Origin of the sequence: Thermococcus indicus, from assembly GCF_006274605.1 — an archaeon.
Classification (GTDB): Archaea; Methanobacteriota_B; Thermococci; order Thermococcales; family Thermococcaceae; genus Thermococcus; species Thermococcus indicus.
This window is the reverse complement of the sequence record NZ_CP040846.1, coordinates 402134-426663: the sequence shown is the minus strand read 5'-3', so window position 1 is coordinate 426663 and position 24530 is coordinate 402134. Positions and strand designations below refer to the sequence as shown.

Here is a 24530-nt window from a genome sequence, read left to right as displayed (position 1 = left end):
TCACTGACATCCCCCCATTATAAAAAGGTTCAGAACACATCAATCGGACAGAAGTCTGCTGGACAGAGGTCCGCAGGACAGAGGTTTATAATACATGCATCTCCCCCACATCCATTAGCCCCACATCCTCTTAGGAGGCATCTCTGAAGGCCACATCCCTGCAGCACGCATCCATCTCCACCGCATGCATCGGGAGCGACACTGTTGGTGGGCTCAACTATCCACTCCACTCATCATCACCCCCAGAACTGAATTACACATCCGTTAGCTCCACACCCATTGAGGATACACCCATCAAAGAGGCACCCGTCTCCAAGGCAGAACTCAGGCTCTGGGTTCCTAACATTTTCAGGTTCAACTATCCACTCCACGTCTTCACCCCCTTCAAGTTTTGCACTTATATCTCCGCTGAAACAATCCATAAGTTTTACTGCAACTGATTTATAAATGTCATGAAACAATTTATAAAGAAGGATGCAACGCTCAAACAAAAAAAAGCAATGTTTATAAGTAATCACGCTAACCAACTTCTGGTGGTGCAATGGTTACAGTGCAGGGCATTAGAACAATCAAGGCCTTCATCTTCATCCAAAAGGAAGTCTTCTTCTCAAGACGATTTGATTTACTTCTCCAGTTCATAGGCTTGGGCCTGAACATAATCTTCATCGGCATATTTGCCAAGCTGATAACAATCAACGCAAACATTTCCCAGTATGGCACGCCAGATTATTTGGAATACCTCCTCATAGGCTCAATAATCCACAACCTCGTTTTTCTGCCGAGGGGAAGCATCTCGTCCTTTGTTCTCGGTAGAGTTTTTCCGGTTCTTTATAACGCTCCGGCTTCACTAACTTCAATCTTCATTGGAATTAATGCCTGGCGAATTCTGTGGAATCTGGGACTAACTCTCTTAATAACCATTGCATACATCATGTTCTTTGGCTTGAGGATTCACGTTAACCTTGGCGTTGTGGTCGTCATCCTGAGCGGCATCCTGCTGATTTTTGCCCTCGACTTGTTCTCGGCGGGGTTCAGAATAGCAACCAAGGCCACCCAGGATCCGCTGAACTGGTTCTTCAACATCACGGCCCAGCTCGTCAGTGGGCTTTACTTTCCACCGGAAGAGCTCCCAAGTGGCTCCAGCCCCTGTCAAAAATACATCCCGAAACCTACATCCTCCAAATGGGCAGACTCACAATGGGTGGCGGCTACTCGTTATCCCAAATCCTGCCCAGCCTGATGAACATGCTCTTCATCACTGGAGTAATGCTCCTCGTGGGGTACTTTACCTTCAGGCGGGGTTTCAACAAGGCGAGACAGCTGGGAACGCTGGGCCACATGTGAGGTGGACCTTATGCGGGTGCACGTCCTCAAGGAGGAGTGTGAAAACGGGAAACTCGTGCTGCTCCTCAGGGTGGAGATTGAGGTAAACAGCCTGCATAAGCATGAACTGGGCGATTCGGAGAGGCAAATATTGGACTTAATCATTGACAATGGTGAAATAACTCAGAAAGAACTAAGCCAGCTGTTCGGACGGGCCAATGCCTGCAGGGCGGTAAAAGACCTCGAAAACAAGGGATTGGTTCGACGTGAGAGGAAAGGGAAAACGTACGTAATCAGGGTGGTCTGAGTGATAGAGGCGGTTAATCTGACCAAATACTACCCTCCCCCAATAAAGTCACTGTTCGATTTGAAAAGCCTTAAGGACTTCCTCAAAACACCCCGTGAAGAAATCCCGGCCCTGGTTGATATCAGCTTTAAAGTCAAAGAAGGCGAGATATACGGCCTTCTGGGTCCGAACGGAGCTGGAAAAACCACGCTCTGCAAAATCGCCAATGGTCTTGTGATTCCAACGAGAGGCCATCTCTACATCGCAGGATACGATTCAATCCAAGATCACGATAAAATTAGGGGCAGAATCTTCACAATTTTTGGAGGAAGCAGGGATTTGTTCGGCCTCTTCCAGTGGAGGGTCAGCGTGGAGAAAAACCTAAGGTTCATAGCTGAACTGTGGGGAATTCCCAAAGCTGAGGCTGAGAGAAGAATAACCCACGCGCTGGAATTGCTCAATCTAGAAGAAAAAAGACACGAGTGGTATCAAAAGCTCTCCGCTGGGATGAGGCAGAAAGTTTATCTAGTTCTACCCCTGATAATTCAGCCAGAGGTTCTCATCTTAGATGAACCAACTGTATACCTTGACGTTTTTACCCGGAGGGAAGTCTGGAACGCTATCATGGAACTTTCAAGAGAAGTGGGAACAACTGTACTCTTGACAACCCACAACCTCAAAGAGGCTGAAATTCTATGCGATAGAATTCTGCTATTCAACAAGAGTAAAATTGCTGAGGGAACTCCAAAAGAGCTTATCGAGAAAGTTCAGGCCCTCAAGGCAGAGAGGAAAATTATTGCCAAAATTAAAGGGAGAATCAACCCCAAGGACTTTGAGGGGATAGCTCAAAAAATTGAAATTCAAGGAAATGGAGAGTCCATGTACATTCAGCTCTATTTCAAAAATGAAGATCTCAAAGAAATACTCAGCCGCCTATCCCAGTACAATGTCGTGGACACTCAAAATTCCCAAGTGACCCTGGAAGAAGTATTCACACATCTCTGCAAAAGATAGAAAAAGCTACCCCCTCGCCCACTTCACCATGCTCCTGAAGAGCCTCAGACCGTCTTCACTGCCCAAAAAGCGGTCGCTCGCGCGCTCCGGGTGGGGCATGGTTCCGAGGACGTTTCCCCTCTCGTTGGCTATCGCCGCTATGTTGAGAACCGAGCCGTTTGGGTTGGCCTCCTCGGTTACGTTCCCGTTCCCGTCGCTGTACTGGAAGACGATTCTAACCTTCGATGGGTCGTCGAGGTAGTAGTTCCCCTCTGCGTGGGCTATTGGCATCCTTACGACCTCTCCCGGCTCGTAGAGAGCGGTAAAGGGCGTTTCGGCGTCTTCAACGCGAAGGTGCACCCACCTGCAGAGAAACCTCGGAACCCTGTTCGGCCTCAGTGCCCCCGGAAGGAGACCAGCCTCGGTGAGAACCTGAAAGCCGTTGCAGATTCCAAGGACGGGCCTTCCCTCGCGGGCGAACTCCTTGACCTCCTCCATTATCTCCTGACGAGCGGCTATCACCCCTGCACGGAGGTAATCGGCGTAGCTGAAGCCGCCGGGCAAAACCACGCCGTCGAAGTCCCTGAGGTTGGCCTTATACCAGACACGCTCGGCCTCGGCACCGGCCTTTCTTATGGCCCTCTCGGTCTCGAAGTCGCAGTTGGTTCCAGGAAAAACCACCACGGCAAAGCGGACCATCTCAGCTCACCGGTTCGATGCTGTACTCGTAGGTGTGTATGACGGGATTAGCCAGCAGACGCCTGCACATCTCCTCGACTTCCCCCTCTGGATTATCGCTCTCGAGCTCGAACTCGAAGTACTTCGGAACCTTGAGGTTCTCGACGGCGTAGCCCAGGTTTCTCAGGGCGCTTCCTATCACCCTTCCCTCGGGGTCGTTGAGGCCCTCCTTAAGGCGGACGATAACGGTAACCCTCCACTTCATCGGCACCACCTTGTCAGAAAAGTGTAAAAATTTAGAGTTTTTAAGGATTATTTTAACAAAAAAATATCAATATAATCCTTTCACTTTTTAATACCTCAGAGCACAAATTTTATAAATTCTTAGAATACCTAACATTGGTGATTTAAATGAAAAATATAGTACGTGTGTTTATTATTATACTAATACTTGGATTGACCGTAAACCATGCACTTGTGTCAGGGGAAGCAACACAAGGTATGGGGCAACAACAGGGAACAGCAGAAGTGTATCATGTCGTAGTAAAAGGGGTCCCATTTGTCGTATTTGCACTTCCTGGAGAAGATGGAAAAGTGCCAACCAAAGAAGAAGTTATTGCAATGCTCGAAAACCAGCTTAATGGAAGTTCCCTTAGTGAATATTATGCCTCCACGTTGGAACTGAACGACTACTCTAGTCCCGAACTTTCCACGTACCCAGTGCACACTCCCCCGAAAGTCCCTATAATGCCACAGTTTGCATTTCCTTCTTTACCTTTACCAGAACTTCCAGTAATAACAATAGGGGGTTCTACTTTACTCCTTATTGGAGTGCCAGCTCTAATTGCCCTTGTACTAATAATGGAGTACAGAGACGACATTGAGGACAAGGTTAAAAATGAATACGAGAAAATTAGAAACACAAAATATAGCATTGAGATTAGAGAAGCCAGCAACACTTTTAGAAAGGGATCCTTCAAATCTACTGGAAGAATAACTCTCAGTGCAAGTGTCATTGAGCATCTCCTTGAGAACTCCACAATACCCTCTCTCGAGCCCGCGATAACTACTCTAAAGAGGGGACACTTTGTTCATTTTATTGACCATATGCTTCCTGCTATAGCGGGAGAACTTGTGGCTGTACAGGTTATACAGGAAAAGTATAGGGGGCAAATTCGTGAGATTAGCAAAAATGGGAAAGCTGGACCGGACTTCAGAGTTAGACTACCGTCAAAAGAAGTTCCATGGGAAGCCAAAGGCAAGTGGTGGAGGAGTCCCAATGGACAGCTTAAGAGGGGCTACTGCCAAATACAAAAATACACCCCTGAGAAGAGAGGCTATGTTTCGGTTCTTGTAGTGATAGAAAGCTGGAAAAAAGTCGTCAAAGGCGAGGAACCAAGCGTCATCTTCATAGGATGGTACGACAGAGCTGGACTGGTGGACTGCAATAAGTATTAAGGTGGTTTAGATGGAGGATTTCAAATCTCTCGCGGATGAGCTCTTGAAAACCGCAACTGAACTGTCCCTAAAAGTTAAGGGCAACGAACCCTATACCAGAGAAGACCTCGAAGATTTGGAGCATTTCATCAACACCGCCGCCCTTTACTATTTTTCTGTTGGCGAATACGAAAGGGTATTGGAGTGCAGTAGGCTTTACAGTGAGGTTGAAAAGCACCTTGGAAAGCTGGACAGGGATATTCCAGCTTTTTTAAAGAAATTCCTCGCGTATGAGAGGTTTAAGCGTGCAAAATATCTGGCAGAGGTGTCAAGGCTTATCCTTGCTGGGAAGCGCATTCCGTGGAAGCTTATGAAGCACTTCCAGAAGGTCGTTGGAACCGCCGAGTCTAAAGACACCGAGTTTAGAGCGTTCCTCCTTGCCGCGAGGAGAGTTCTGGACTACCAGCTTGGCTTTGGACGGGTGAACTGCAGGCTTGAGAGCCTTATACATCCCTATCTCCTTGAATTCGGGATTGTAAAAGATGTTGAAGGCTTTCATGTGGTGAAGGGCAGAAACTGCTACGTTGGAAAATTTAAAGGGGTTCTTGATATCCAGGGAATGGACCGGGTAACGTGGTCTGACCATCTGGAGCTGTGGCTGAAAACCGAAAAAAGCAGATTCAACATAAGCTATGACCCGGACACTAAAATTGGACTCTTTACCGGAAAGGGAGACATTGAAGAACTGAAAAAACGAATACTCCCTCCAGAAGACGAAAAAGCGGAAGAGCTTTTAAAGATGCTTCCACGCAGGGTTACCCTCCCACCCTACTTCACGGGCACACTGAACCTCTCCACGGGAGTGATGGAAGGCGCATTTCACAGAGCAAAGCTTGAACTTGAGTCGTGGCAGGGAGAGGTTTTTGAAGCCAAAGTATCCCTGAGAGCAGTTGGTGAGTACGACCCCAGGGTTGAAGTAAAAGTTGAAGGACTCAAGGACTACCACCACGTAAGGAAAGTTGTCAGCCACATCAGAGACAGCATCATCCGCCCCAGGGAGAGCAGACTCGTGGAACGGGATGAGTACGAGCTAATCACCAATCTTCGCAACCTTGAGAACGATAAAATTGTGCTCCTCTCTAGGTATCCCAGCTCTGTAGGGGGCTATTACCTCGGAAAGCTTAAGGAAGGCAGGCACGTCATTCAGGGAAGACACCGAATAGAAATAACGGTATACGACGGGGGAGATTGGTCTGAATTTTTTATCTCATGGGTGCGGAGAACCGACCATTTAAGGGAAGGACTCGAGCATCTTGGGGAACTGGAAGAGGAGTGATTACATATTTGAATCGAACTTAAAAGTTATAAAAGAAATACCAGCGTTTGTATCGTGAATTAATTCCTGCATCATCATGTAACAACCTTCTCCAGCTCGTCCAGCTCAACCGCGCGCTTTATCTCAAGGGCTATTCTCCTCCCGGTGCTCATCGGCTTCCTCCAGAGGGAATTCCCATAGGGGTGACCCATCGCCATGTGGATGTTCGTTCCGCCGCCGGTTCTTGGAGCTACGTCGTAGATGTAGAAGTTGAGGTCTTTATCAACGGTCGTCTGGAGTGTAAACGGCCCGATTATTCCCGGCGGGTAGTACTCCTGGGTGGCCTTCACGTAACGCTCGGCCATATCGAAGACCTTTTCCAAAAGGGATTCACGGAGCGTTGATGATGCATGACCTGTGACGGTGTACTCAGGCTCGAACTGGTGCTCCGGCAGTGTTAGCTGCTGGCTCGCTGGAAGGCGAACGTGACCGTCTAAACTCGTCTCGAAGCGCCAGTCTATTCCCAAAAGCTCTATCTCTCCATCAATCGGCGAGTAGAAGAAGTCGAAGTTGAAGACCGGACCGATGATGTAGCGCTCGATTCTCGCTTTGGCGAGGTCCTCCTCCGTGATTACGCCGAGCTTTTTCAGCCTCTCGGCCTTCTCGCGGAACTCCCTGTAAGAGGCAGCCGTAAAAAATCCCCTCTCAAGTCTCTTCTTGGCATGGGGAAGCTTGACTATCGCCAGACCGACCTCGTCAATCTCCTCCGGCTTCACCGGCTCCGGATAGGGAAGACCGGCCTTCTCAAGGAGCCAGTAGTAGCTCTTCTCCTCGCTCCTCTCCTCGCTCCTGAGGAGGTTCCTGCTGCCGAAGAGGGGGACTTTGAAGTCGTTCTCAACCCTATCAATGCCCGTGTAAACAACGAAGGAGCGATTGGGCACGAAGATGACGTTCCTCTTCACCAGCTCCCCCTGAACGTTTATTATCTGGGCGAACCTGTCGAGGACAATAACCTCGTCTATGAAGCCCTTTATCAGACCATCCCTCGTTTTCCTGAGCTTAAAGTATTCCGCGTATGTCCTGTGCCTACCGCGCTGGGCAACGACCAGAACGGGCAAACCTTCTTCCTTGGCACCGTCGGCTATGTCGAGTGCGGAGTGGCTCCCGATTACTCCAACGGTTATCTTCTCGGGGTCGTATCTTTCGAGAACGCTTAAGATTTCTTCACGGCTTATCATTCCAACCACCTCAGCATGAATTCGGCTCGAACTCCCTTCCAAACTCCCCCATGGTGCGTACCCTCTTCTCGACGCTCTCTCTCGTGCCGACGTCCCTGCGGTAGAACAGCTCGCCCCTCACGTGGGGAATGGCTTTCTCTGCTATCCTCTCCGCCCCCTCCAGCGTTTCAGCAATTCCAACGACCGCTATGGCGCGGGAGCCGAGGAGCGTGAGGTTCTCATCAATGGAAGCGTAGTAGAGCTTTGCCCCGGCTTCAGTTATGGCCTTCTTGTCCACATCAACCCTAACGCCCCTCACGGGGTTCGTGGGATAGCCCTTTGGAGCCAGATACTTGACGACCGTCGCCTTCCCCTCGAACTCTGCCCTCTTGAGGCTGCCGTCAACTATTCCCTCGGCCACCTCAAGCAGGCTCGTCTTGAGGAGCGGGAGCACGTTCATTGCCTCCGGGTCGCCGAAGCGGGCGTTGTACTCGATTATAACCGGGCCGTCCTTGGAGAGCATGAACTGGCCGTAGAGGATACCCTTGTAGGGCGTTCCGTTCTTCCGCACGGCTTCAATCGTCGCTTTAAGCGTCTCAAGGGCTCTCTCGTAGTCTTCCCTCGTGACAAACGGAAGCAATCCGTTTGAGCATGAGTATGAACCCATGCCCCCCGTTATCGGGCCCTCATCGCCCTCGTAGGCGTGCGGATAATCCTGGGCGAGGGGCATTGGTACAACGCGCTTCCCGTCCGTGAAAACCTGGAATGTGAACTCAACGCCGTCGGTGCGCTCCTCAATTAGAACCTTCCCGTCCCTCCTGATGAGCTCCTCGGCGTAGGCTTTCGCTTCTTCGTTGTCCCTCAGCTGGTAGCCAACGACCTTAACCCCCTTACCACCAGTTAGGCCGAGGGGCTTCACAACGACCGGCCTCCCGAAGTCGTCTATCCAAGAGCGCATCTCAGAAGCGTCCTCAAAGACACGGAAGAGTTTCCTGCCGGGAATCTCGTACTTCTCCATGAGGGAGCGGGCGAAAGCCTTGTCCGTCTCGAGCTGAGCGGCTTCTTTAGTCGGCCCAACCGTCGGGATGCCCTCACTCTCAAGGGAATCAACTATGCCCTTCTCAAGAGGGGCCTCGGGCCCTATAAATGCCAGCTCTATCCCCCATTTTCGGGCGAATCCGATGACCTTCTCGATATCAGTTTCCCTGGCCAGACCGTAGCCCTTTGCCAGCCCAACCAGCCCGGGATTCCTGTGCTTCGAAACGACGTACAGCTCGGCGCCGGCCCTTACGAGCGCCTCGCCGATGGCGTTTTCCCTACCGCCGCCTCCAACGAGCAGAACCTTCATGAGCTTCACCAATTATCTGTCAAAAAGTTGAGCTTTTAAGGTTTATTTTTACATTTAAATGTCCATTAAAGAGGGAGGTTGTGTCGCGGAAACGAAACGTATATGTAGAAACAACACGTATGGTATCCGGGGGGATGCGACAATGAAGTACAAACAGTTGCTGAATAGCATACCCGACAACGGCGTCATGGCAATAATTCAGCGCGATATGGACTCCGGCGGGGAATACTTTGCACTTCAACTCCTGAGAATCCTCCTGGAAGAAAACAAGACCGTTTTTGTCTTTCTGTACGAGCCATTCACGGTATTCAGGAGGAACTGTGAGAACGTAGGACTGAGCATCACTGACTACCTTGGAAGGAACCTCGTAATCTTTGATGTGTTCGGCAGCGTGTACCACATTCCCTCGCAGGAGGAGGGAATTCACCAGCTGACGGGGTACATGGAGGACTCCGTATTCATCGTCAAGCTCAAAGAATGGGCCATAAAAACGCTCGAATCCTACCGTGGAAGAGACATCTGGATATTCTCATACACTTCAACCGGGATCTGCAAACTGTTCACGAAGCCGTCCGTAACGTACAAACTCATATGGGGCCTTAGAAAACTGTTACACAGCACTGTAAAATGCTCAAAGACTATTTTAACCCTAACCCCACTTGAGTGCAGTGAAATAGAGGACATCGTGTACGCCTGCTCCGACATCGTCATAGAGACATTCGTTGATGAGGGGTACAAGAGGGTTGGCCTGACAACCAAGGGGCCAGATGAAGGTGAATCATTTTCCCTGTTCGGGAGGGATGAGGAATGATTTCATGGGAGATACCCGAGCTGGACGTGGCGCTCGGTGGCTTGAAAGAACATGCCCTCACACTTGTCCATGAAGTCGATCCCCGCTCAAGGGGCAAAGAACTCCTGTACCACATAATGAAGAGAAAACTAGAAAAAGGCAGCCTCGTTGGGTATTTCAATATTTCATACCCAATCCATGTGCTCCTGGAAGTTTCTGACAGGATGGGAATATCATTGGACGGATATCTTAAAAGCTGGACACTCGCAATAATAGACACCTTCGGGAGCTTTTATGACATAGCCCTCTCATATCCCGGAGTCTGGTACCTCAAGGGCTCCCTTTCCGCGGAGGTCCTTCCGGCCAAGTACGCAGAGGTCGTTGAAAGGCACAAGAGGAAGTGGGCGGAGCTTGGTCTGTTCGACGGAAGGGAAATCTTCGGATTCGCTATAGACATGTCGGATTACCTCGAGCTTCTTGGAGGAGAAAAGGAGACATTGAAGTACCTAGAGCTGTCAGCGGAAGTTCGGGCGAATTCAAGGGCCTACCGGAAGTACCCACGGGGAACCAACTTCTGGTTCTGGAGCGGCATGAAGAGCGTAAGCGTGCTCGAATCAATATACCGGAGGGCGGATTACGTCCTGAGAACGTCGAGCGAGATTAGAGGAAAAAGAGTTATCAGAACTCTTGAGGTAATAAAGACTCCCGAGCCAAGAAGCGAGATACTGCGGTTCCATTACGAGTTCAGAAATGGGGAACCTATCGTTAGAGAGCTTTAGTGGCCTCAGCACTGCTGTTTTAACCTTTGTTACTTTGACATATTTCTGCTAAATTATTGGCCAAAAACTTTATATTTTAGGCATTTTAAAGTCAAAACATGAGACCGGAAGACTTCACGATAGGCATTCTCGGTGGGGGACAGCTCGCAAAGATGAGCGCCCAGGAGGCGAGGAAGCTCGGTTTCAGCGTCCTCGTCCTTGACCCAACGCCCGGATGCCCGGCATCAATGGTGGCGGAGCAGATAGCCGGGAGCTTTCAGGATGAGAATAAAATCTTCGAGCTGGCGGAGAGAAGCGACGTCCTCACCTACGACATAGAGAACGTGAACATCAAAGCACTGAAAAAAATAGAGAAAGAAAAACCTGTGATTCCCAGCTCAAAAACGCTTGAAATTATCCAGGACAAGCTGATTCAGAAGAAGGTTCTCAAAAAGGCTAAAGTCCCTGTTCCGGAGTTCTGGGGGCTAAATAGCATAGAGGAACTTGAAGAACTTCTGCCTGTCGTCCAGAAGGCGAGAAAAGGAGGCTACGATGGCAGGGGAGTGGCTGTTCTGAGGGATGAGAAGGATCTCGATAAAGCTCTGCCGGTACCGTCATATGCAGAGGAGCTCGTGGACATAGACAAGGAACTCGGGGTCATCGTTGCAAGGGACGCGGATGGAAACACCGAAGTCTATCCAGTGGTTGAGATGGTCTTCGATTGGAGGGCAAACCTCCTTGACATGCTGATCATCCCCGCGAGGATGGATAATGAAATCACAAGGGGGGCCCAGGAAATAGCGGTTAAGGCAGTGGAGGCAGTAGATGGAGTCGGGGTCTTTGGAGTTGAAATGTTCCTCTCAAAAGACGGAAGGCTTCTTGTGAACGAACTCGCGCCGAGACCCCACAATTCCGGACACTACACGATAGAGGCCTGCACGACGAGCCAGTTCGAGCAGCACATAAGGGTCGTGGCGGATCTGCCCCTCGGTTCCGCCGAGCTCCTAACTCCCGCGGTCATGATAAACCTCCTTGGAAGCCGTGAAAGTCGGGGCAGGCCTGCTTATCTAGGCATAAGGGAAGCCCTCACCATCCCGGGGGTCTACGTGCACATCTACGGCAAGAAAAGGGTATTCCCCTTCAGAAAGATGGGGCACGTGACGGTCGTCGATAGAAGCCCCGAACGGGCCATCGAAAAGGCCCGACGTGTCAAATCCCTCATAAAGGTGGTGGGTGATGAAAGTGAAGCCCCTCGTGGGAATAATAATGGGAAGTGACTCGGACCTGCCCGTCATGAAGGAAGCGGCGAGGGTACTGGAAGACTTTGGAGTACCCTACGAAATGACGGTGGTTTCAGCGCACAGAACGCCCGAGAGAATGTACGAGTACGCAAAAAGCGCACGGGAGCGGGGCATAGAAGTCATCATAGCGGGCGCCGGCGGTGCGGCCCACCTACCGGGGATGACAGCCTCGCTCACAACACTGCCGGTGATAGGTGTCCCCGTGAAGACGAGGACGTTAAACGGCGTCGATTCACTCCTCTCCATTGTCCAGATGCCCCGCGGTGTCCCTGTGGCAACTGTGGCAATCAACAACGCCCAGAACGCCGCTCTGCTTGCACTCAGGATCCTCTCGATAAAGTATCCAGAGATAGCGAAGAAACTTGAGGAATACCAAGGGGATATGAGAAGAACCGTTGAAGAAAAGGCGGAGAACCTTGAAAAATCAGGATGGAAAAGATACATGACGGGAATGAAAGGATAGACATCCAATTTAAAACCGGTTATTTGACCCCCTTGTTTTAGGTGCTGATTTTTATCTATCAATTTTAGCCGAATTTTTTGCCCGGTTGCTGTTGTATTCAAGCCTTTTAAATTTTTTGGAAGTTATTCAATGTATTGCAGTTGTTGCATAAATATGTCCATATCAACAATGGCCACAGATGTGCTTTCTAGTCTCATAGTCCTGTCCATGCCATCCCGAACCCCCAGCCCTAAGCTCAACCATGTGGGCGACAATCTCGGCGCGCTTCCTTGCCTCTCCAACGTCTGAATCCCAGGCGAGCGCAACGCCCAGCCTTCTGCCCGGATACGCCTCGGGCTTTCCAAACAGCCTCACCGCCGAGTTGGGGACGCTCATGGCCTTCGCCAAGCCGCGGAACCGTGGAGAGTAACCGGAGACGTTGGCCTTGATGACGTGAGTTGCCGCCGGCGTTAGGATTGGGAACAGGCGGTACCCATCGACCCACTCGCCGGGAATGGGAAGTCCCAAAACCGCCCTGAGGTGAAGCCCGAACTCGGAGAAGCCCGTTGGATGGGATGCCAAAGTCACCATGCCCGTGTCGTGGGGCCTCGGAGAGACCTCGTTGGCGTAAACCTTATCGCCCTTCACGAACATCTCGACGCCGAAGAGGCCGAGACCGCCGAGGACATCTGTAATGCGCTTCGCTATGCGGTAAACCTCGCGCTCGGCCTTTTCGCTTATCTCCGCCGGCTGCCAGCTCGCGTGGTAGTCGCCGTCGATCTGGTAGTGGCCGACCGGCTTCGGGAAGGTGGTAACTACCTCCCCGTTCTCGTCGTAGTGTCTCACGGCAAGCTCGGTGATCTCCACATCGAAGTCTATGTGCTCCTCGACTATGATCTTCTCCGCACTGCCGCGGGCCTTCTTCTTGGCCACTTCCCACGCCTTTGGAACATCCTCCGGCCCCTTAACGAAGTACGAGCCCTTTCCCGAGGAGCTCATTATGGCCTTGGTGTGGCAGGGGTAGCCTATCCTCTCGCAGGCCTCGTAGAGCTCGTCGAGCGTTGTCGCGTAGGCATAGCGAGAGGTTGGAACCTTGGCTTCCTTCGCGAGGGTCTCCCTCGTCCTCTCGCGGTGCATGGCTATCCACGTTGCCTTCGCATTCGGGACGACGAAGTAGCCGTCCTTCTCCAACTCGAAGAGTGCATCCAGGTTTATGGCCTCTATCTCCGGGATTATGGCGTCTGGCTTTTCCCTCTCGACGACCGAGAAGAGGAAGTCCGCGTTTCTCATGTCACCGACGTAGGAGCGGTGGGCGACCTGCATGGCAGGGGCATTTGCGTAGCGGTCGACGGCGATGACTTCAACGCCGAGCCTCTGAGCCTCAATCGCTATCTCCTTTCCCAGCTCGCCGCTTCCGAGGAGGAGTATCTTCTGGGCGGAGTCTGTCATAGCCGTTCCGAGCTCATCCCGGGGCTTGATCACGAACATCACCTCAGGTTTTGACGTTAAAATGTTAAAAGTTTATGATATTTAAGCCTTTTTAAGCACAAACATGGCAAACCTTTTAAGTCCGCACCCCAACTCTCTTCGGTGGTGTTCATGCTGACCTACGCCCAAGCGGGAGTTGACGACGAAAAGACGGCCAAGGCTCTGAGGAGTATCATAGGGCTCGCGAAGGAAACATTCCAGTTCAGGAGGGGCAAAATCGGCGAGCCGAGTGAAATAGGGCACTACGCTGCGCTGATGGACTTTGGTAGGTTCTACCTCGCCATGACAACCGACGGAGTCGGGACGAAGGTTCTGGTGGCGGAGGCCGTCGGCAAGTTCGACACGATAGGAATAGACATGATAGCGATGAACGTGAACGACCTGCTATGCGTTGGTGCCGAACCGCTGGCACTCGTTGACTATCTCGCCGTGAAGGGGCCGGACGAGAGAATCTTTGCCGAGATAGCCAGGGGGCTCTACGAGGGGGCAAAGCAGGCCGGAATAGCGATAGTCGGCGGAGAGACGGCGGTTATGCCAGACCTCATCAACGGCTTCGACTTAGCAGGAACGGCCATAGGCGTCGTCGAGAAGGGGAAAGTTATCACAGGCGAGGAAATAAAACCCGGAGATGCCGTCATCGGAATTTCAAGCTCGGGGATACACTCAAACGGTTTGACTTTGGCCAGGAAACTCCTCATCCCGAAGTACGGCCTCGACTATGAATACGAGGAAAGAAAGCTCTTGGAGTGGCTTTTAGAACCGACGAGGATTTACGTTAAGGCCGTCTTGGAGCTCATCGAGAGCGTTGAGGTTCACGGATTGGCGCACATAACGGGCGGTGGCTTGACCAACCTCAAACGCCTAACCGATTGCGGCTTTTCCATTGAGATGCCACCCATCGAAGGAATATTCAGGCTCATCCACGAGAACGGCGTTCCACTGGAGGAGATGTTCCGCGTTTTTAACATGGGGGTCGGCTTCATCGCAATAGTTCCGCGCAGGGAAAAGGAGGCCGCTTTGGAAATCCTCAACAAGCACTTCGAGAGCTTCGAGCTCGGAAGGGTCACAGGGGATCCGGGGATAAGGGTCAAAAACTATGGCGTAAGGCTTTAATCCACGTTTTCTAAAACATTTATCAGGTGGTTTGATGAACCTGCTGCTGGTCGGTCAGTTTCTCAGTTTTTTCCTCAAAATAACAGCAGGGTTGGTCCTCCTGCTGAATTGGAGACGATACCGAAGACAGTCCATTCTTCTATGGGCACTGTTCTTCCTCAGCTCATCCATGGCGCTGGTCTCGGAGATCCTCGGTTTTAGAACGGGGATTCCACTTTTCCATGCCCTTGGTATTTCATTGCTGACCGGAGGGGTCGTATCATTCCTGGATGAGGAGGCGGTGGTGGTCCCAACTCGCCCGTTGAAAATCCTGTCAATGGTACTTCCCTTCGCCGTGTCCGCGTACACGGTTATCTACGCCAGCCTAATCCCCTCACCAAATCCCATATACCTAGCTTATGGTGTATCCGGCATATTCTATACCCTCGCAGGAGCCATTCTCTGGGCGGTTAGAAGGTCCTACTCGAGAACCGGAACCCTGCTGGGGGGCGTTGTAATAGCCCACGGTATCCACAAGATGGACTACCCCTTCCTCAGACCAGTCGAGTGGTTTGCACCGATCGGCTTCACTGTCGGGGCAGTTCTAAATGGAATCGAGGCAGTCATGTTTGTCAAGATCGTTTTCTCAGAAAGGTTCCGAAACGTTAGGGGCATGGACAACTCGGAGATAATAAGGAGCGGCGTTTTTATCGTGTCTCCCGGTGGCCTAAATGGTTATGCCGGGGCGCTCTCGGAATTCCCTGTACTGGCATTTGCCAGGAGAAGCGACCTCCCCCCAAAATGGGAAATCCATCCTCTGACCACAATCGACGGACCCGGAACCATAGGGCCAACCCAGCTTCACAGAATAGTAGAGAGAACCCGTGCCTACCTGATGAAAGCCCACCGCGAGAATATCACAGGAGTCGTCGTTCTCGAGGGCCTGGAGTACCTGATAATGTACAATGATTTCCGTTCAGTTCTCAAGTTCCTAGCAACGCTCTCGGATTACATATCCCTCTACAGGGGGATGCTTCTCATTGTTCTCGACGAGAAAAGTCTTGACGAGACCGAGCGGAAGATCCTTCGACAGGTTCTCGGCACAGGTGATGTCAGATGATGCTGATGACCCGGAAAAAAGCCTTCCTTGAGAATCTTCCGGCCGTCGTTGAGGAGGCCGTGAGGGAATACGGGCCCCGATTGAGAAAGATCGTTATCGAGGAAGACGAAAAGGGCTGCTATACCGTATGGATAACTTACGAATCCGAACGGCAAGCGTTTTAAGTCCCCACCCCGTTTTGGGTACCATGAAGCCCAGGCCCGTTCCAGAGAAAGCCGTCCTGCTGGGAAGAGACCTGGTGATAGCCGACCTCCACATAGGCTTCGAGACGTCCTTAGCACGGGAGGGCAACTACGTCCCCAATCTCCTTGAGCAGCTTATCCGGAAGGTTCTGGCGGTTGTGAGGAGTGAAAGGCCGAAGAGGCTCATCATCGACGGAGATCTGAAACACTCTTTCGTCCCGTTCAGGCAGGAGCGGGAGGAGCTGGGGAGGTTCTTCGACGCCCTCGAGGGTGAAGTCGATGAGATAATAGTGGTCAGGGGAAACCACGACCCGGGAATACTGTGGCTGAGGGAGAGGGGGGTTGAGATCGTGGAGGGATTGGAGGTCGGAGGGTGGACCCTGGTTCACGGTCACAGGCTGGAGGAAGGTGAAAGGTTCATAATCGGCCACGAGCATCCGGCGATAAGGCTGAGGGACGAGGTGGGGGCGAGCGTAAAGGTGCCGGCTTTTCTGTGGGGGGAAAGGCTTATCGTCCTGCCGGCCTTCAGTCCCTGGGCCTACGGCAACGACGTGACGAGGGAGATAGTTTCGCCGTTCCTTCGGAAGTTCGACGGCTCAAGACTGCGCGTGCTGGTGCCAGCCGAGGGAGAGCTTCTCGACTTCGGGGAGCTTGGAAAGCTCAAAATGGCCCTGCGGGAACTCAGTGGCCCCTAGAAAAGCTCATCCGCTCCCAGTGAAAGGTTGTTTCCTCCCCAGCCTGTACTTCACGACGTACCTACCGTGCTCGAAGCCATCCTCTTCTGCCTCCAAAACCTCCACCGGCTCAAGCTCAAGGCCCAGCTCAATCGCCTCCCACTTGATGTCGTCGAAGTAGTCGTACAGGCCGCAGGTCGCGCAGAAAGAACCCTCGAACTCTATGATCACCTCATCACCTTCGGCCTTCAGAATCCTCGCCTCCGCCTCGCTCCCGTGGAGCCTGTTGAACTCGTCGAGGACCTTCTCAAGCTTCTCGGCTCCCATCTTCTCACCGAGGTTAGTTCGTTAAGCCCACTTAAAAAGTTTCCCAAGCCAACCGAATAGTTTAAAAACCGAAAAAGAAACGATGCCCCGATGAGCGGAATAAGGTGGGCCGAGAGGGAGTACTCTGACGAGGAGATATTCTCAATTCTGAGCGAGCCGGTTAGGGTGTGGTTTAAGCGGAAGTTTGGAACCTTTACCCCACCGCAGCGCTACGCAGTCATGGAGATTCACAGGGGAGAGAACGTTCTGATTTCATCGCCGACCGGCTCGGGAAAAACACTCTCAGCTTTTCTCTCGGCCATAAACGAGCTAATTCTCCTCGGAAAGGAGGGAAAGCTCGAGGATAAAATCTACGTCCTCTACGTCTCCCCGCTGAGAGCTTTGAACAACGACATAAAGCGGAACCTTGAGGGTCCGCTGGTCGAGATAAAGGAAGCTGCAAAAGAACTCGGCTTTGAACTGCCGGAAATCCGCGTTGGAATAAGGACGAGCGACACCTCAAGCTACGAGAAGAGCAAGATGGTGAAGAAGCCACCGCACATACTCATAACCACCCCCGAGAGCCTCGCAATTGCTTTAAACGCCCCGAAGTTCCGTGAGAGGCTGAAGACGATTAGGTACCTGATCATAGACGAAGTTCACGCCTTAGCTGAGAACAAGCGCGGTTCTCACCTCATGCTCAGCGTTGAGAGGCTCCAGGAGATGGCCGAGGAGCGCTTTGTGAGGATAGGCCTGAGCGCGACGATTCACCCCCTTGAAGAGATAGCGAAGTTCGTCTTTGGCCTCGAAAACGGGGAGCCGAGGCCCGGGCTCATAGTTGACGTCAGCTTCGCCAAGCAGACCGAGATAAAGGTCGAGAGCGTTGTCGAGGACCTGATTTACACTCCAGCCAGCGCGCTAAGCGAGGCCCTCTATAACCGCCTGGCCGAGCTGATCAGGGAGCACAGGACGACCCTCATCTTCACCAACACGAGGAGCGGTGCTGAGAGGGTCGCCTTCAACCTCAAGAAGCGCTTCCCGGAGTTTGAGGGCCTGATAGAGGCCCATCACTCCTCGCTGTCGAGGGAGGTTCGCCTTGATGTGGAGGAGAAGCTCAAGAGGGGCGAGCTTAGGGCGGTAATTAGCTCAACCAGCCTGGAGCTTGGCATAGACATCGGAACGATTGACTTAGTCGTTCTAATTGGCTCGCCGAAGAGCGTGAACCGCGCTTTGCAGAGGATTGGGAGAGCCGGCCACAGGCTCCACGAAGTTAGCAAGGGCGTGATTTTGGCCCTCGACAGGGACGACCTGGTCGAGGTTACGGTTCTGGCGCACAACGCGAGGAACAGACGCTTAGACCGCGTTAGAATCCCAAGGAACCCGCTCGATGTCCTCGTCCAGCACCTGCTCGGAATGGCCCTCAACAGAGTTTGGGAGGTTGAAGAGGCCTACAACCTCGTGAGGCGGGCTTATCCCTTCAGGGATTTGCCCTTCGAGGACTTCATGAGCGTTTTGAGGTACTTGGCAGGCGAATACGCGGGTTTGGAGGAGAGGAAAGTTTATGCTAAGATATGGCTCGAGGACGGGCGCTTTGGACGGCGCGGAAAGATGACGAGGGCGATTTACTACATGAACGTTGGCACGATTCCGGACGAAGCCAAGATCAGGGTTCACACCATGGACAAGAAGCTAATTGGCACAGTTGAGGAAGAGTTTGCAGAGCGCTTAATGCCCGGCGACATCTTCGTCTTGGCCGGAAGGACCTACGAGTTCGTCAAGAGCAGGGGAAACAAGCTCTACGTTATTCCCCGCGAGGGGGCGAAGCCCACCATCCCGGCGTGGTTCTCCGAGATGCTCCCGCTCAGCTTCGACCTGGCCCTTGACATCCAGAGGTTTAGACGGGAAATTAAGGGACTTCTTCACCGGAGGAATGCGGTCAAGAGGCTCGTGAGGAAGTACGGGGTAGATGAGAAGGCCGCGAGGGCCATCATAGCCTATTTCCGCGAGCAGGAGAGGTATTCGGTAATCCCGGACGATGAGACGGTGTTGGTTGAGTTCGTACCCGGAAAGCGGAACCGCTACTTCTTCCACACGCTAATAGGCAGACGCGCGAACGATGCGCTCAGCAGGGCCTTCGCCTACTTGATAAGCAGGAAGAAGAAATGCAACGTCGGGATAGCGATAAACGACAACGGCTTCGCCCTGCTCCTTCCGCCGGAGGTCGAACTGAGAGAGGAAGAGGTGAGGGAGCTTTTCGAGGTCGAGAACCTAAGGGAGACGTTAAAGCTGGCTTTGGACAACACCGAGCTGCTGAAGAGGCGCTTTAGGCACGTGGCCAACCGCGGGCTTCTAATCCTCAGGCGCTACGTGGGCAGGAGCAAGAGACTCGGCAGGCAGCAGGTGATGGCGGTTTCCCTCCTCAAAGTTCTGAAGGAGAACCATCCTGACTTCCCGCTCCTGAGCGAGGTTTACCGCGAGATCATGGAGGACAAGATGGACGTTGAGAGCGCGGAGCTCTTCCTGAGCCGGGTGAGGGAGGGTAGAATAAAGGTGGAGTTCAGGGAGCACAGCGTTCCGAGTCCCTTCGCCTTCAACCTTGAGGCGATAGGCTCGAGCGACGTGGTTCTGATGGAGGACAGGCGGGAGCTGATTAAGGTCCTGCACAGAAAAATAATGGCGATGATAGAGGAGGCTCAGGAAGTGCCAGCTAAGCGCTCGTAGAGCTCCTCGTAAGCTTTAACGAGGTCGCCTTTATCAAACCTGAAGACGTCCTTGTCGAGGCTCTTCTTTGTCTCGGCGTCCCAGAAGCGGCAGGTGTCCGGGCTTATCTCGTCGCCGAGGATTATCTCACCCCTCTCGTTCTTTCCAAACTCCAGCTTGAAGTCAACCAGAATTACCCCGCGCTCGGCAAAGTACTCTCTAAGGATTTCGTTCACCTTGAGGGCTATGCGCTCCATCTCCCTTATCTCACCCTCGCTTATCCCAAGAACTCTGGCATGGTGATGGTTTATCATGGGATCGCCGCGGCTGTCGTCCTTGTAGTAGAGCTCGACTATCGGCTCTTTTAATTCGGTTCCCTCCTCAAGGGGAAGGCGCTTCTTCAGACTTCCAGCGACGACGTTTCTAACCACGACCTCGATGGGGTACATCTTCAAGCGCTCAACGATGAGCCTGTTGTCGCCGGCGACCCCTATGAAGTGCGTCTTAACGCCCCTTTCCTCAAGGACTTTGAAGAGAACCGCGCTTATCTGGGCATTGAGCCAGCTCTTGCCCCTAAATTGGCCCTTCTTTTTGCCGTCGAAGGCCGTGGCATCGTCCTTGAACTCCATGATGACCTTTCCATCGTCGAGCGGGATGACCTTCTTGGCCTTGCCTTCATAAACCTGCATGGACTTCACCATTTTTGTGTAAAATCTTTCCATATTTAAGGCTTGTTTTAGCATTTAAATGTCAATCAATGGGCAAAGCTTTTAAACACAAAAGGGCTAAAATACGGCGTCGAAACTCATATTTATTAACATATTTAAGTCAAAAATTGGCGGGGTTCCTTATGAGGGAGAAGTGCGGGATATTTGCAGCGGTTACAGAGAACGCGCCCAGAAAGGCCTACTACGCACTCATAGCCCTTCAGCACCGCGGCCAGGAGAGCGCGGGAATAAGCGTCTGGAAACACAGGATAAGAACGGTAGCCGGCAGGGGGCTCGTTTCGGAGGTCTTCAAGAACGGTGAGATGGCGAAGCTGAAATCCAGGATGGCAATAGCCCACGTCAGGTACTCGACCTCGGGTTCCCTCACCGAGACTCAGCCGCTGGAAACCGGTTGCTGTGGAAGGAGAATAGCCATCGCCCACAACGGAACACTCACGAATTTCCTCCCCCTCAGGAGGCACTACGAACGGTTAGGGGTCAAGTTCAGGCACTCCGTTGATTCCGAGCTGCTGGGAATCTCCTTCCTCTGGCACCTCCGCGAGACCGGAGACGAGTTCGAGGCCATGAAGGCTGTCTTTGAGGAGGTCAAAGGGGCATACTCCGTGGCCCTTCTCTTCGACGGGAAGATACTCGTGGCCAGGGATCCGGTCGGCTTCAGGCCGCTCAGCTACGGGACTGGAGACGGCCACTATTTTGCCTCGGAGGATTCCGCGCTGAGGCTCTTCGTGGACGAGGTGAGGGACGTTCAGCCTGGGGAGGTCTTTCTCCTCTCGGAGGATGAAATCGAAAGCAGGGTCGTGGCAACGGAGGAGCGCCGCGGCTGCGTCTTTGAATACATCTACTTCGCCCGTCCGGACAGCACGATAGACGGCGTGAACGTCTATACCGCGAGGGTCAGGATGGGAGAGGAGCTGGCAAAGGAGAGCCCGGCCGATGGAGACGTCGTCATAGCCGTGCCGGATTCGGGAAGGGCAGCGGCGCTCGGCTTCTCCAGGGTCAGCGGGATTCCCTACTCGGAGGGACTCATAAAGAACCGCTACATAGGGAGGACGTTCATAACCCCCGGGCAGTTCTATCGCGAGCTGAAGGTCAGGCTCAAGCTCTCGCCGGTGAGGGAGGTAATAGAGGGCAAGAGCGTCGTTCTCGTTGACGACTCAATCGTTAGAGGGACTACAATGAAGCGCATCGTGGCAATGCTCAGGAAGGCTGGCGCGAGGGAGGTTCATGTCAGGATTGCGTCCCCGCCGATAAGGTACCCGTGCTACATGGGGGTGGACATTCCGACGAGACACGAACTCATAGCGGCCTTTGGGAGCGTTGAGAAGGTGAGGGAATCCATAGGGGCCGACAGCTTAGCTTACCTCAGCATTGAGGGTCTGAAAAAGGCCGTCGGGAGGAGGGACCTCTGCCTGGCGTGTCTCACCGGCGAGTATCCGGAGTGGGCGTTTAGGTTTTAGTCCATGTCAAAGGTCCTCTTCAACACCAGCTTGACCTCTTCAAACTTCTCCGGCCGTACTCTGGCTATCGTCTTGATTACAAGAGATCTCTCCACGGTAAAAACAGAGGAGCAGTCGATAAAGCTCCTCTTTTTCAACTTTTTTCGTTTGAAAGCCTCGCCGTTCACGGCGGGGATGCAGTAATCAACACAACCGCCATTAAACAGTCGAAACCCTTAAATACTACACCATTTAATAAGGGCCTCGAAGAGGCCACCGTAAAACAACCCGATGAGACGAGGGGTTTCACGTTACCCTCCAGCCGCTGGAGGGTTGACGCCGTTAGGCGTCCTTTCAAAAGCCACCTTTAGGTGTTAAAAACTCCAAATGGTGGCCTCTAAGCCATAACCCCAATCCGGGTTTGCCGGTAGGGGTAACGGGCCCAAGACCGGGCCTGCGGGCTGAACCGAAACCGGCGACGGGAGTAGGTGATGGGCCCGCAAACCGAACCGCCCGTTGGCGAGGGGTTAACTCGTTGGAACCCTCGTCCTTTAGGGCGGGGAGGAGGTCAGCACTAAAACCGGCCGGAGTTTGCTTCCCAAGTAGTCCGTGAAAGGGAGCTCCAAGAGAACTATATCGCCCTGGTTAAATTTCAAAGAGCTCCTCGGCATCCTCTCCCTCCCTGAGGAGCTTTAGGTACCCCAGCTCCTTTAGGGCATCTCTCTCTTCAATCTTCTCTATCCTTATCAGGAGCTTCGAGCCCTGAGGGATGTTGAGCTTTTCGAGAGGAATTATGATGTCTCCCCGGTATACGGCAACTATCACCTTGGACATGGTTAAAGATTGAAGAAGAAACTTTTAAACATTAGTGTCTTTCGAGCTTCCTTAACCTCGCCGCGGAGAACTTGAGCTCCGGCGTTCCTGCTTTGTTCAGGGCAGGACTCGTTATTTTGTTCGCCTTGAAGTGGAAGGGAACCGCAATCACTCCGGAGGGAATCCGACCGAGCTTGACCCTCATTCTAATCTTCCCGCGCCTCGTCTCGATCTCGACCCAGTCCCCGTCGCTGATTCCAAGCCTCTCCGCGTCGCTCCTGTTTATCAGGACCCTGGGCTCCCCCATCAGCCTGACGAGCGAGGGGCTCCTGAGGGTCATTTCACCGGTGTTGTAGTGGCTTATCAGCCTGATTGTGGTAAGTATGAAGGGATACTCATAGTCCGGCCTCTCCCAGGGCTGCACCTGCTCCACAGCGATGAACCTGGCCTTTCCGTCTGGCGTCGAGAACTCCCAGGTGTGGAGCCTCTTCTTCGGAAGGAATACCCCATCGCCCGCCTTCAGCTCCTCAACGCTCCTCTCCTCCAGCGAGGGGAAGAGGCGGAAGTACTCTGCCGTTATCTCCTCAACGCTCGAATAGTTGAACCCGGGCAAACCGAGGGCCCTGCCGAGCATGGTAAGTATCTCCCAGTCGGGCTTGGAATCACCCATCGGCTCGCAGATCTTATGGCTCCACTGAACCCTTCTTTCGCTGTTCATGTAGCTGCCAGATTTCTCACAGAAGGCCGAAGCCGGCAAGACGTAGTGGGCGTAGCGCGCGGTTCTCGTCATGAAGATGTCCTGAACGACGAGGAGATCGAGCTTCCGCAGGGCTTCCCGAACCCTCTCAAAGTCTGCCTCGCTGACGGCAGGGTTTTCCCCGACTATGTAGAGCGCTTTAATATCGTTGCTCTCTATCGCCTCCCAGAGCTCCGTGAGGTAGAGCCCGCGCTCCGTCGGGAGGTCCTCCACGCCCCATATCTTCGCCACCCGCTTCCTGAACCTCTCGTCGGTCAGGGGGACGTAGCCCGGCAGGAACTCACTCAGTGCGCCCATGTATGCCGCTCCCTGGACGTTGTTCTGACCGCGCATCGGGTAGAGGCCGCCCTTTTCCCCGATGTAGCCCAGGAGGAGTGCTATGTCTATAACGGCCATGACGTTCTCAACGCCTGAAACGTGCTGGGTGAGTCCCATGCCCCACATTATCGCGCCGCTTCCGGCCAAGGCAAAGGTTCTCACAACTTCTCTGATAGTTTCGGCCGGAATTCCCGTTACCTTCTCCGCGTACTCCGGCGTGTACTTCATTACCGCCATCCTCACCTCGGAAAAGCCGGCGGTTCTGGTCTTTATGAACTCCTCATCGTAGAGCTCCTCCCGGATTATGACGTTCATCATGGCATTCGCGAGGGCTATGTCGGTCCCCGGACGGATGATGAGCCTATAGTCCGCGAAGGCCATCGTCCTGGTTTCCCTGACATCAACGACGATTATTTTGGCCCCATTCCTCTTGGCCCTCAGAATGTAGTCCATGACAACCGGGTGGGTCTCCGCCGGATTGTAGCCCCAGATGAGTATTGCCCCGAACCCCTCAAGGTCCTCGTAGGGGTTGGTCTGTGCCCCAGCCCCAACGGTCATCTTGAGGGCGTGAACACTCGCCTCGTGGCAGAGACGGGCACAGTTGTCTATGTTGTTGGTGCCGAAGAGCCTCGCTATCTTCTGGAGAAGGTAGTTTTCCTCGTTGCTGACCTTGGACGATGCCATGAACGCTACAGCGTCAGCACCGTACAGCTCGTGGATTTCGAGGAGCTTGCCCGCTATCTCCTCAATTGCCCTTCCCCAGCTTATCGGCCTCATCTTAGAGCCCTCACGCTTCAAGGGGCGTTTGAGCCTGTCCCCTGAAAGAACGAATTCCGTTGCGTGAAGCCCCTTGGGGCAGAGCTTGCCCCTGTTGGGCTCGCCTCGGTGGGGTTTAACCCTCATCGTCCTGGGATCAACGAGAAGCCTGCAGCCAAAGCCGCAGTAGGGACACACGACCGTCTTGGGCTCCTTCATTATACCACCTATAAACAAATAGACAGCAAAAATAAAAACTTTCTGACAAAAAT

Annotated in this window: 26 protein-coding genes; 15 read left to right on the top strand and 11 right to left on the bottom strand. The window is 52.9% G+C overall.

The features are described from left to right. Window positions 1-29 precede the first annotated feature (29 nt). Window positions 30-230 carry a Cys-every-fifth RiPP peptide CefA gene (locus tag FH039_RS12570; protein ID WP_206206162.1) on the bottom strand — a complete coding sequence of 67 codons (201 nt, stop codon included), beginning with the start codon at window positions 228-230 and terminating at the stop codon, window positions 30-32. 6 nt (window positions 231-236) lie between these two features. Continuing rightward, entirely contained in the window at window positions 237-491 is a 255-nt protein-coding gene (locus tag FH039_RS12245) for a hypothetical protein (protein ID WP_206206161.1), read from the bottom strand. Between the two features lie 50 nt (window positions 492-541). On the opposite strand from FH039_RS12245, the gene FH039_RS02185 reads away from it, so the two are divergent. From FH039_RS02185 to FH039_RS02175, 3 genes are all read left to right on the top strand, one after another. Then, a complete protein-coding gene (locus FH039_RS02185) occupies window positions 542-1240 on the top strand; it encodes an ABC transporter permease (RefSeq protein WP_240703251.1) in 699 nt (232 codons plus the stop codon). A gap of 114 nt (window positions 1241-1354) precedes the next feature. Next, window positions 1355-1630 carry a helix-turn-helix transcriptional regulator gene (locus FH039_RS02180; protein ID WP_139680046.1) on the top strand — a complete coding sequence of 92 codons (276 nt, stop codon included), beginning with the start codon at window positions 1355-1357 and terminating at the stop codon, window positions 1628-1630. Next, entirely contained in the window at window positions 1631-2623 is a 993-nt protein-coding gene (locus tag FH039_RS02175; RefSeq protein ID WP_139680045.1) for an ABC transporter ATP-binding protein, read from the top strand. A 6-nt stretch (window positions 2624-2629) separates the two neighbouring features. Here the strand turns inward: FH039_RS02175 and purQ are convergent, their stop codons facing one another. Both purQ and purS read right to left on the bottom strand, forming a co-directional pair. After that, complete coding sequence (gene purQ, locus FH039_RS02170) at window positions 2630-3301, bottom strand: phosphoribosylformylglycinamidine synthase I (protein WP_139680044.1); 672 nt, start codon at window positions 3299-3301, stop codon at window positions 2630-2632. Between the two features lies 1 nt (window position 3302). Continuing rightward, the gene (purS, locus tag FH039_RS02165; protein WP_139681566.1) at window positions 3303-3545 is read right to left on the bottom strand and encodes a phosphoribosylformylglycinamidine synthase subunit PurS; all 243 of its coding nucleotides are present in this window, start codon (window positions 3543-3545) and stop codon (window positions 3303-3305) included. A gap of 146 nt (window positions 3546-3691) precedes the next feature. Between purS and FH039_RS02160 the strand changes: the two genes are divergently transcribed. Both FH039_RS02160 and FH039_RS02155 read left to right on the top strand, forming a co-directional pair. Then, entirely contained in the window at window positions 3692-4738 is a 1047-nt protein-coding gene (locus FH039_RS02160) for a hypothetical protein (protein WP_139680043.1), read from the top strand. Between the two features lie 10 nt (window positions 4739-4748). After that, entirely contained in the window at window positions 4749-6053 is a 1305-nt protein-coding gene (locus tag FH039_RS02155; RefSeq protein ID WP_139680042.1) for a hypothetical protein, read from the top strand. A gap of 74 nt (window positions 6054-6127) precedes the next feature. Here FH039_RS02155 and FH039_RS02150 read toward each other — a convergent pair whose 3' ends face one another. Together FH039_RS02150 and purD are read right to left on the bottom strand one after the other, a co-directional pair. Beyond that, window positions 6128-7270, bottom strand: coding sequence for a formate--phosphoribosylaminoimidazolecarboxamide ligase family protein (locus tag FH039_RS02150; RefSeq protein WP_139680041.1), 1143 nt, complete (start codon window positions 7268-7270; stop codon window positions 6128-6130). Window positions 7271-7280: 10 nt separating this feature from the next. Further along, window positions 7281-8597, bottom strand: a complete 1317-nt coding sequence (purD, locus tag FH039_RS02145) for a phosphoribosylamine--glycine ligase (protein WP_139681565.1) — start codon at window positions 8595-8597, stop codon at window positions 7281-7283. A 142-nt stretch (window positions 8598-8739) separates the two neighbouring features. Here purD and FH039_RS02140 point away from each other — a divergent pair, with 142 nt between their 5' ends. The 4 genes from FH039_RS02140 (at window position 8740) to purE (ending at window position 11909) form a co-directional block, all read left to right on the top strand. Then, on the top strand, window positions 8740-9408 hold the full coding sequence (locus tag FH039_RS02140; RefSeq protein ID WP_139680040.1) for a hypothetical protein: 669 nt from the start codon (window positions 8740-8742) through the stop codon (window positions 9406-9408). Then, window positions 9405-10166 carry a hypothetical protein gene (locus FH039_RS02135; RefSeq protein ID WP_139680039.1) on the top strand — a complete coding sequence of 254 codons (762 nt, stop codon included), beginning with the start codon at window positions 9405-9407 and terminating at the stop codon, window positions 10164-10166. The genes FH039_RS02140 and FH039_RS02135 overlap by 4 nt, the downstream gene beginning before the upstream one ends. Before the next feature lie 98 nt (window positions 10167-10264). Beyond that, window positions 10265-11422: a 5-(carboxyamino)imidazole ribonucleotide synthase gene (locus FH039_RS02130; RefSeq protein ID WP_139680038.1), complete on the top strand. Its 1158-nt coding sequence runs from the start codon at window positions 10265-10267 to the stop codon at window positions 11420-11422. Further along, window positions 11382-11909, top strand: coding sequence for a 5-(carboxyamino)imidazole ribonucleotide mutase (purE, locus tag FH039_RS02125; RefSeq protein ID WP_139680037.1), 528 nt, complete (start codon window positions 11382-11384; stop codon window positions 11907-11909). The genes FH039_RS02130 and purE overlap by 41 nt, the downstream gene beginning before the upstream one ends. Window positions 11910-12071: 162 nt before the next feature. Here the strand turns inward: purE and purT are convergent, their stop codons facing one another. Beyond that, window positions 12072-13370 (bottom strand): phosphoribosylglycinamide formyltransferase 2, encoded by a 1299-nt coding sequence (gene purT / locus FH039_RS02120; protein WP_139681564.1) that lies wholly within the window; start codon window positions 13368-13370, stop codon window positions 12072-12074. A 117-nt stretch (window positions 13371-13487) separates the two neighbouring features. On the opposite strand from purT, the gene purM reads away from it, so the two are divergent. From purM to FH039_RS02105, 4 genes are read left to right on the top strand one after another with little or no spacing between them, the layout of a single operon-like run. Next, window positions 13488-14489, top strand: coding sequence for a phosphoribosylformylglycinamidine cyclo-ligase (purM, locus tag FH039_RS02115; protein WP_139681563.1), 1002 nt, complete (start codon window positions 13488-13490; stop codon window positions 14487-14489). A 34-nt stretch (window positions 14490-14523) separates the two neighbouring features. Then, window positions 14524-15588: a DUF835 domain-containing protein gene (locus tag FH039_RS02110; RefSeq protein WP_139680036.1), complete on the top strand. Its 1065-nt coding sequence runs from the start codon at window positions 14524-14526 to the stop codon at window positions 15586-15588. Next, window positions 15585-15752: a hypothetical protein gene (locus FH039_RS12110; protein WP_168188359.1), complete on the top strand. Its 168-nt coding sequence runs from the start codon at window positions 15585-15587 to the stop codon at window positions 15750-15752. Before FH039_RS02110 ends, FH039_RS12110 begins: the two co-directional genes overlap by 4 nt. 23 nt (window positions 15753-15775) lie before the next feature. Beyond that, window positions 15776-16465 carry a metallophosphoesterase gene (locus tag FH039_RS02105; RefSeq protein WP_139680035.1) on the top strand — a complete coding sequence of 230 codons (690 nt, stop codon included), beginning with the start codon at window positions 15776-15778 and terminating at the stop codon, window positions 16463-16465. A 6-nt stretch (window positions 16466-16471) separates the two neighbouring features. Here the strand turns inward: FH039_RS02105 and FH039_RS02100 are convergent, their stop codons facing one another. Continuing rightward, on the bottom strand, window positions 16472-16771 hold the full coding sequence (locus tag FH039_RS02100; protein ID WP_139680034.1) for a hypothetical protein: 300 nt from the start codon (window positions 16769-16771) through the stop codon (window positions 16472-16474). Between the two features lie 90 nt (window positions 16772-16861). Between FH039_RS02100 and FH039_RS02095 the strand changes: the two genes are divergently transcribed. After that, window positions 16862-19471 (top strand): ATP-dependent helicase, encoded by a 2610-nt coding sequence (locus tag FH039_RS02095; RefSeq protein ID WP_139680033.1) that lies wholly within the window; start codon window positions 16862-16864, stop codon window positions 19469-19471. Here the strand turns inward: FH039_RS02095 and purC are convergent. Continuing rightward, window positions 19444-20139 (bottom strand): phosphoribosylaminoimidazolesuccinocarboxamide synthase, encoded by a 696-nt coding sequence (gene purC, locus FH039_RS02090; RefSeq protein WP_139681562.1) that lies wholly within the window; start codon window positions 20137-20139, stop codon window positions 19444-19446. The two genes, FH039_RS02095 and purC, sit on opposite strands and share 28 nt — an antisense overlap. Before the next feature lie 161 nt (window positions 20140-20300). On the opposite strand from purC, the gene purF reads away from it, so the two are divergent. After that, entirely contained in the window at window positions 20301-21635 is a 1335-nt protein-coding gene (gene purF, locus FH039_RS02085) for an amidophosphoribosyltransferase (protein ID WP_139680032.1), read from the top strand. Window positions 21636-22259: 624 nt separating this feature from the next. Here purF and FH039_RS02075 read toward each other — a convergent pair. Both FH039_RS02075 and fdhF read right to left on the bottom strand, forming a co-directional pair. Continuing rightward, window positions 22260-22448, bottom strand: a complete 189-nt coding sequence (locus tag FH039_RS02075; protein ID WP_139680031.1) for an antitoxin family protein — start codon at window positions 22446-22448, stop codon at window positions 22260-22262. Window positions 22449-22479: 31 nt separating this feature from the next. Beyond that, window positions 22480-24477, bottom strand: coding sequence for a formate dehydrogenase subunit alpha (gene fdhF, locus FH039_RS02070; RefSeq protein WP_139680030.1), 1998 nt, complete (start codon window positions 24475-24477; stop codon window positions 22480-22482). Window positions 24478-24530 lie beyond the last annotated feature (53 nt).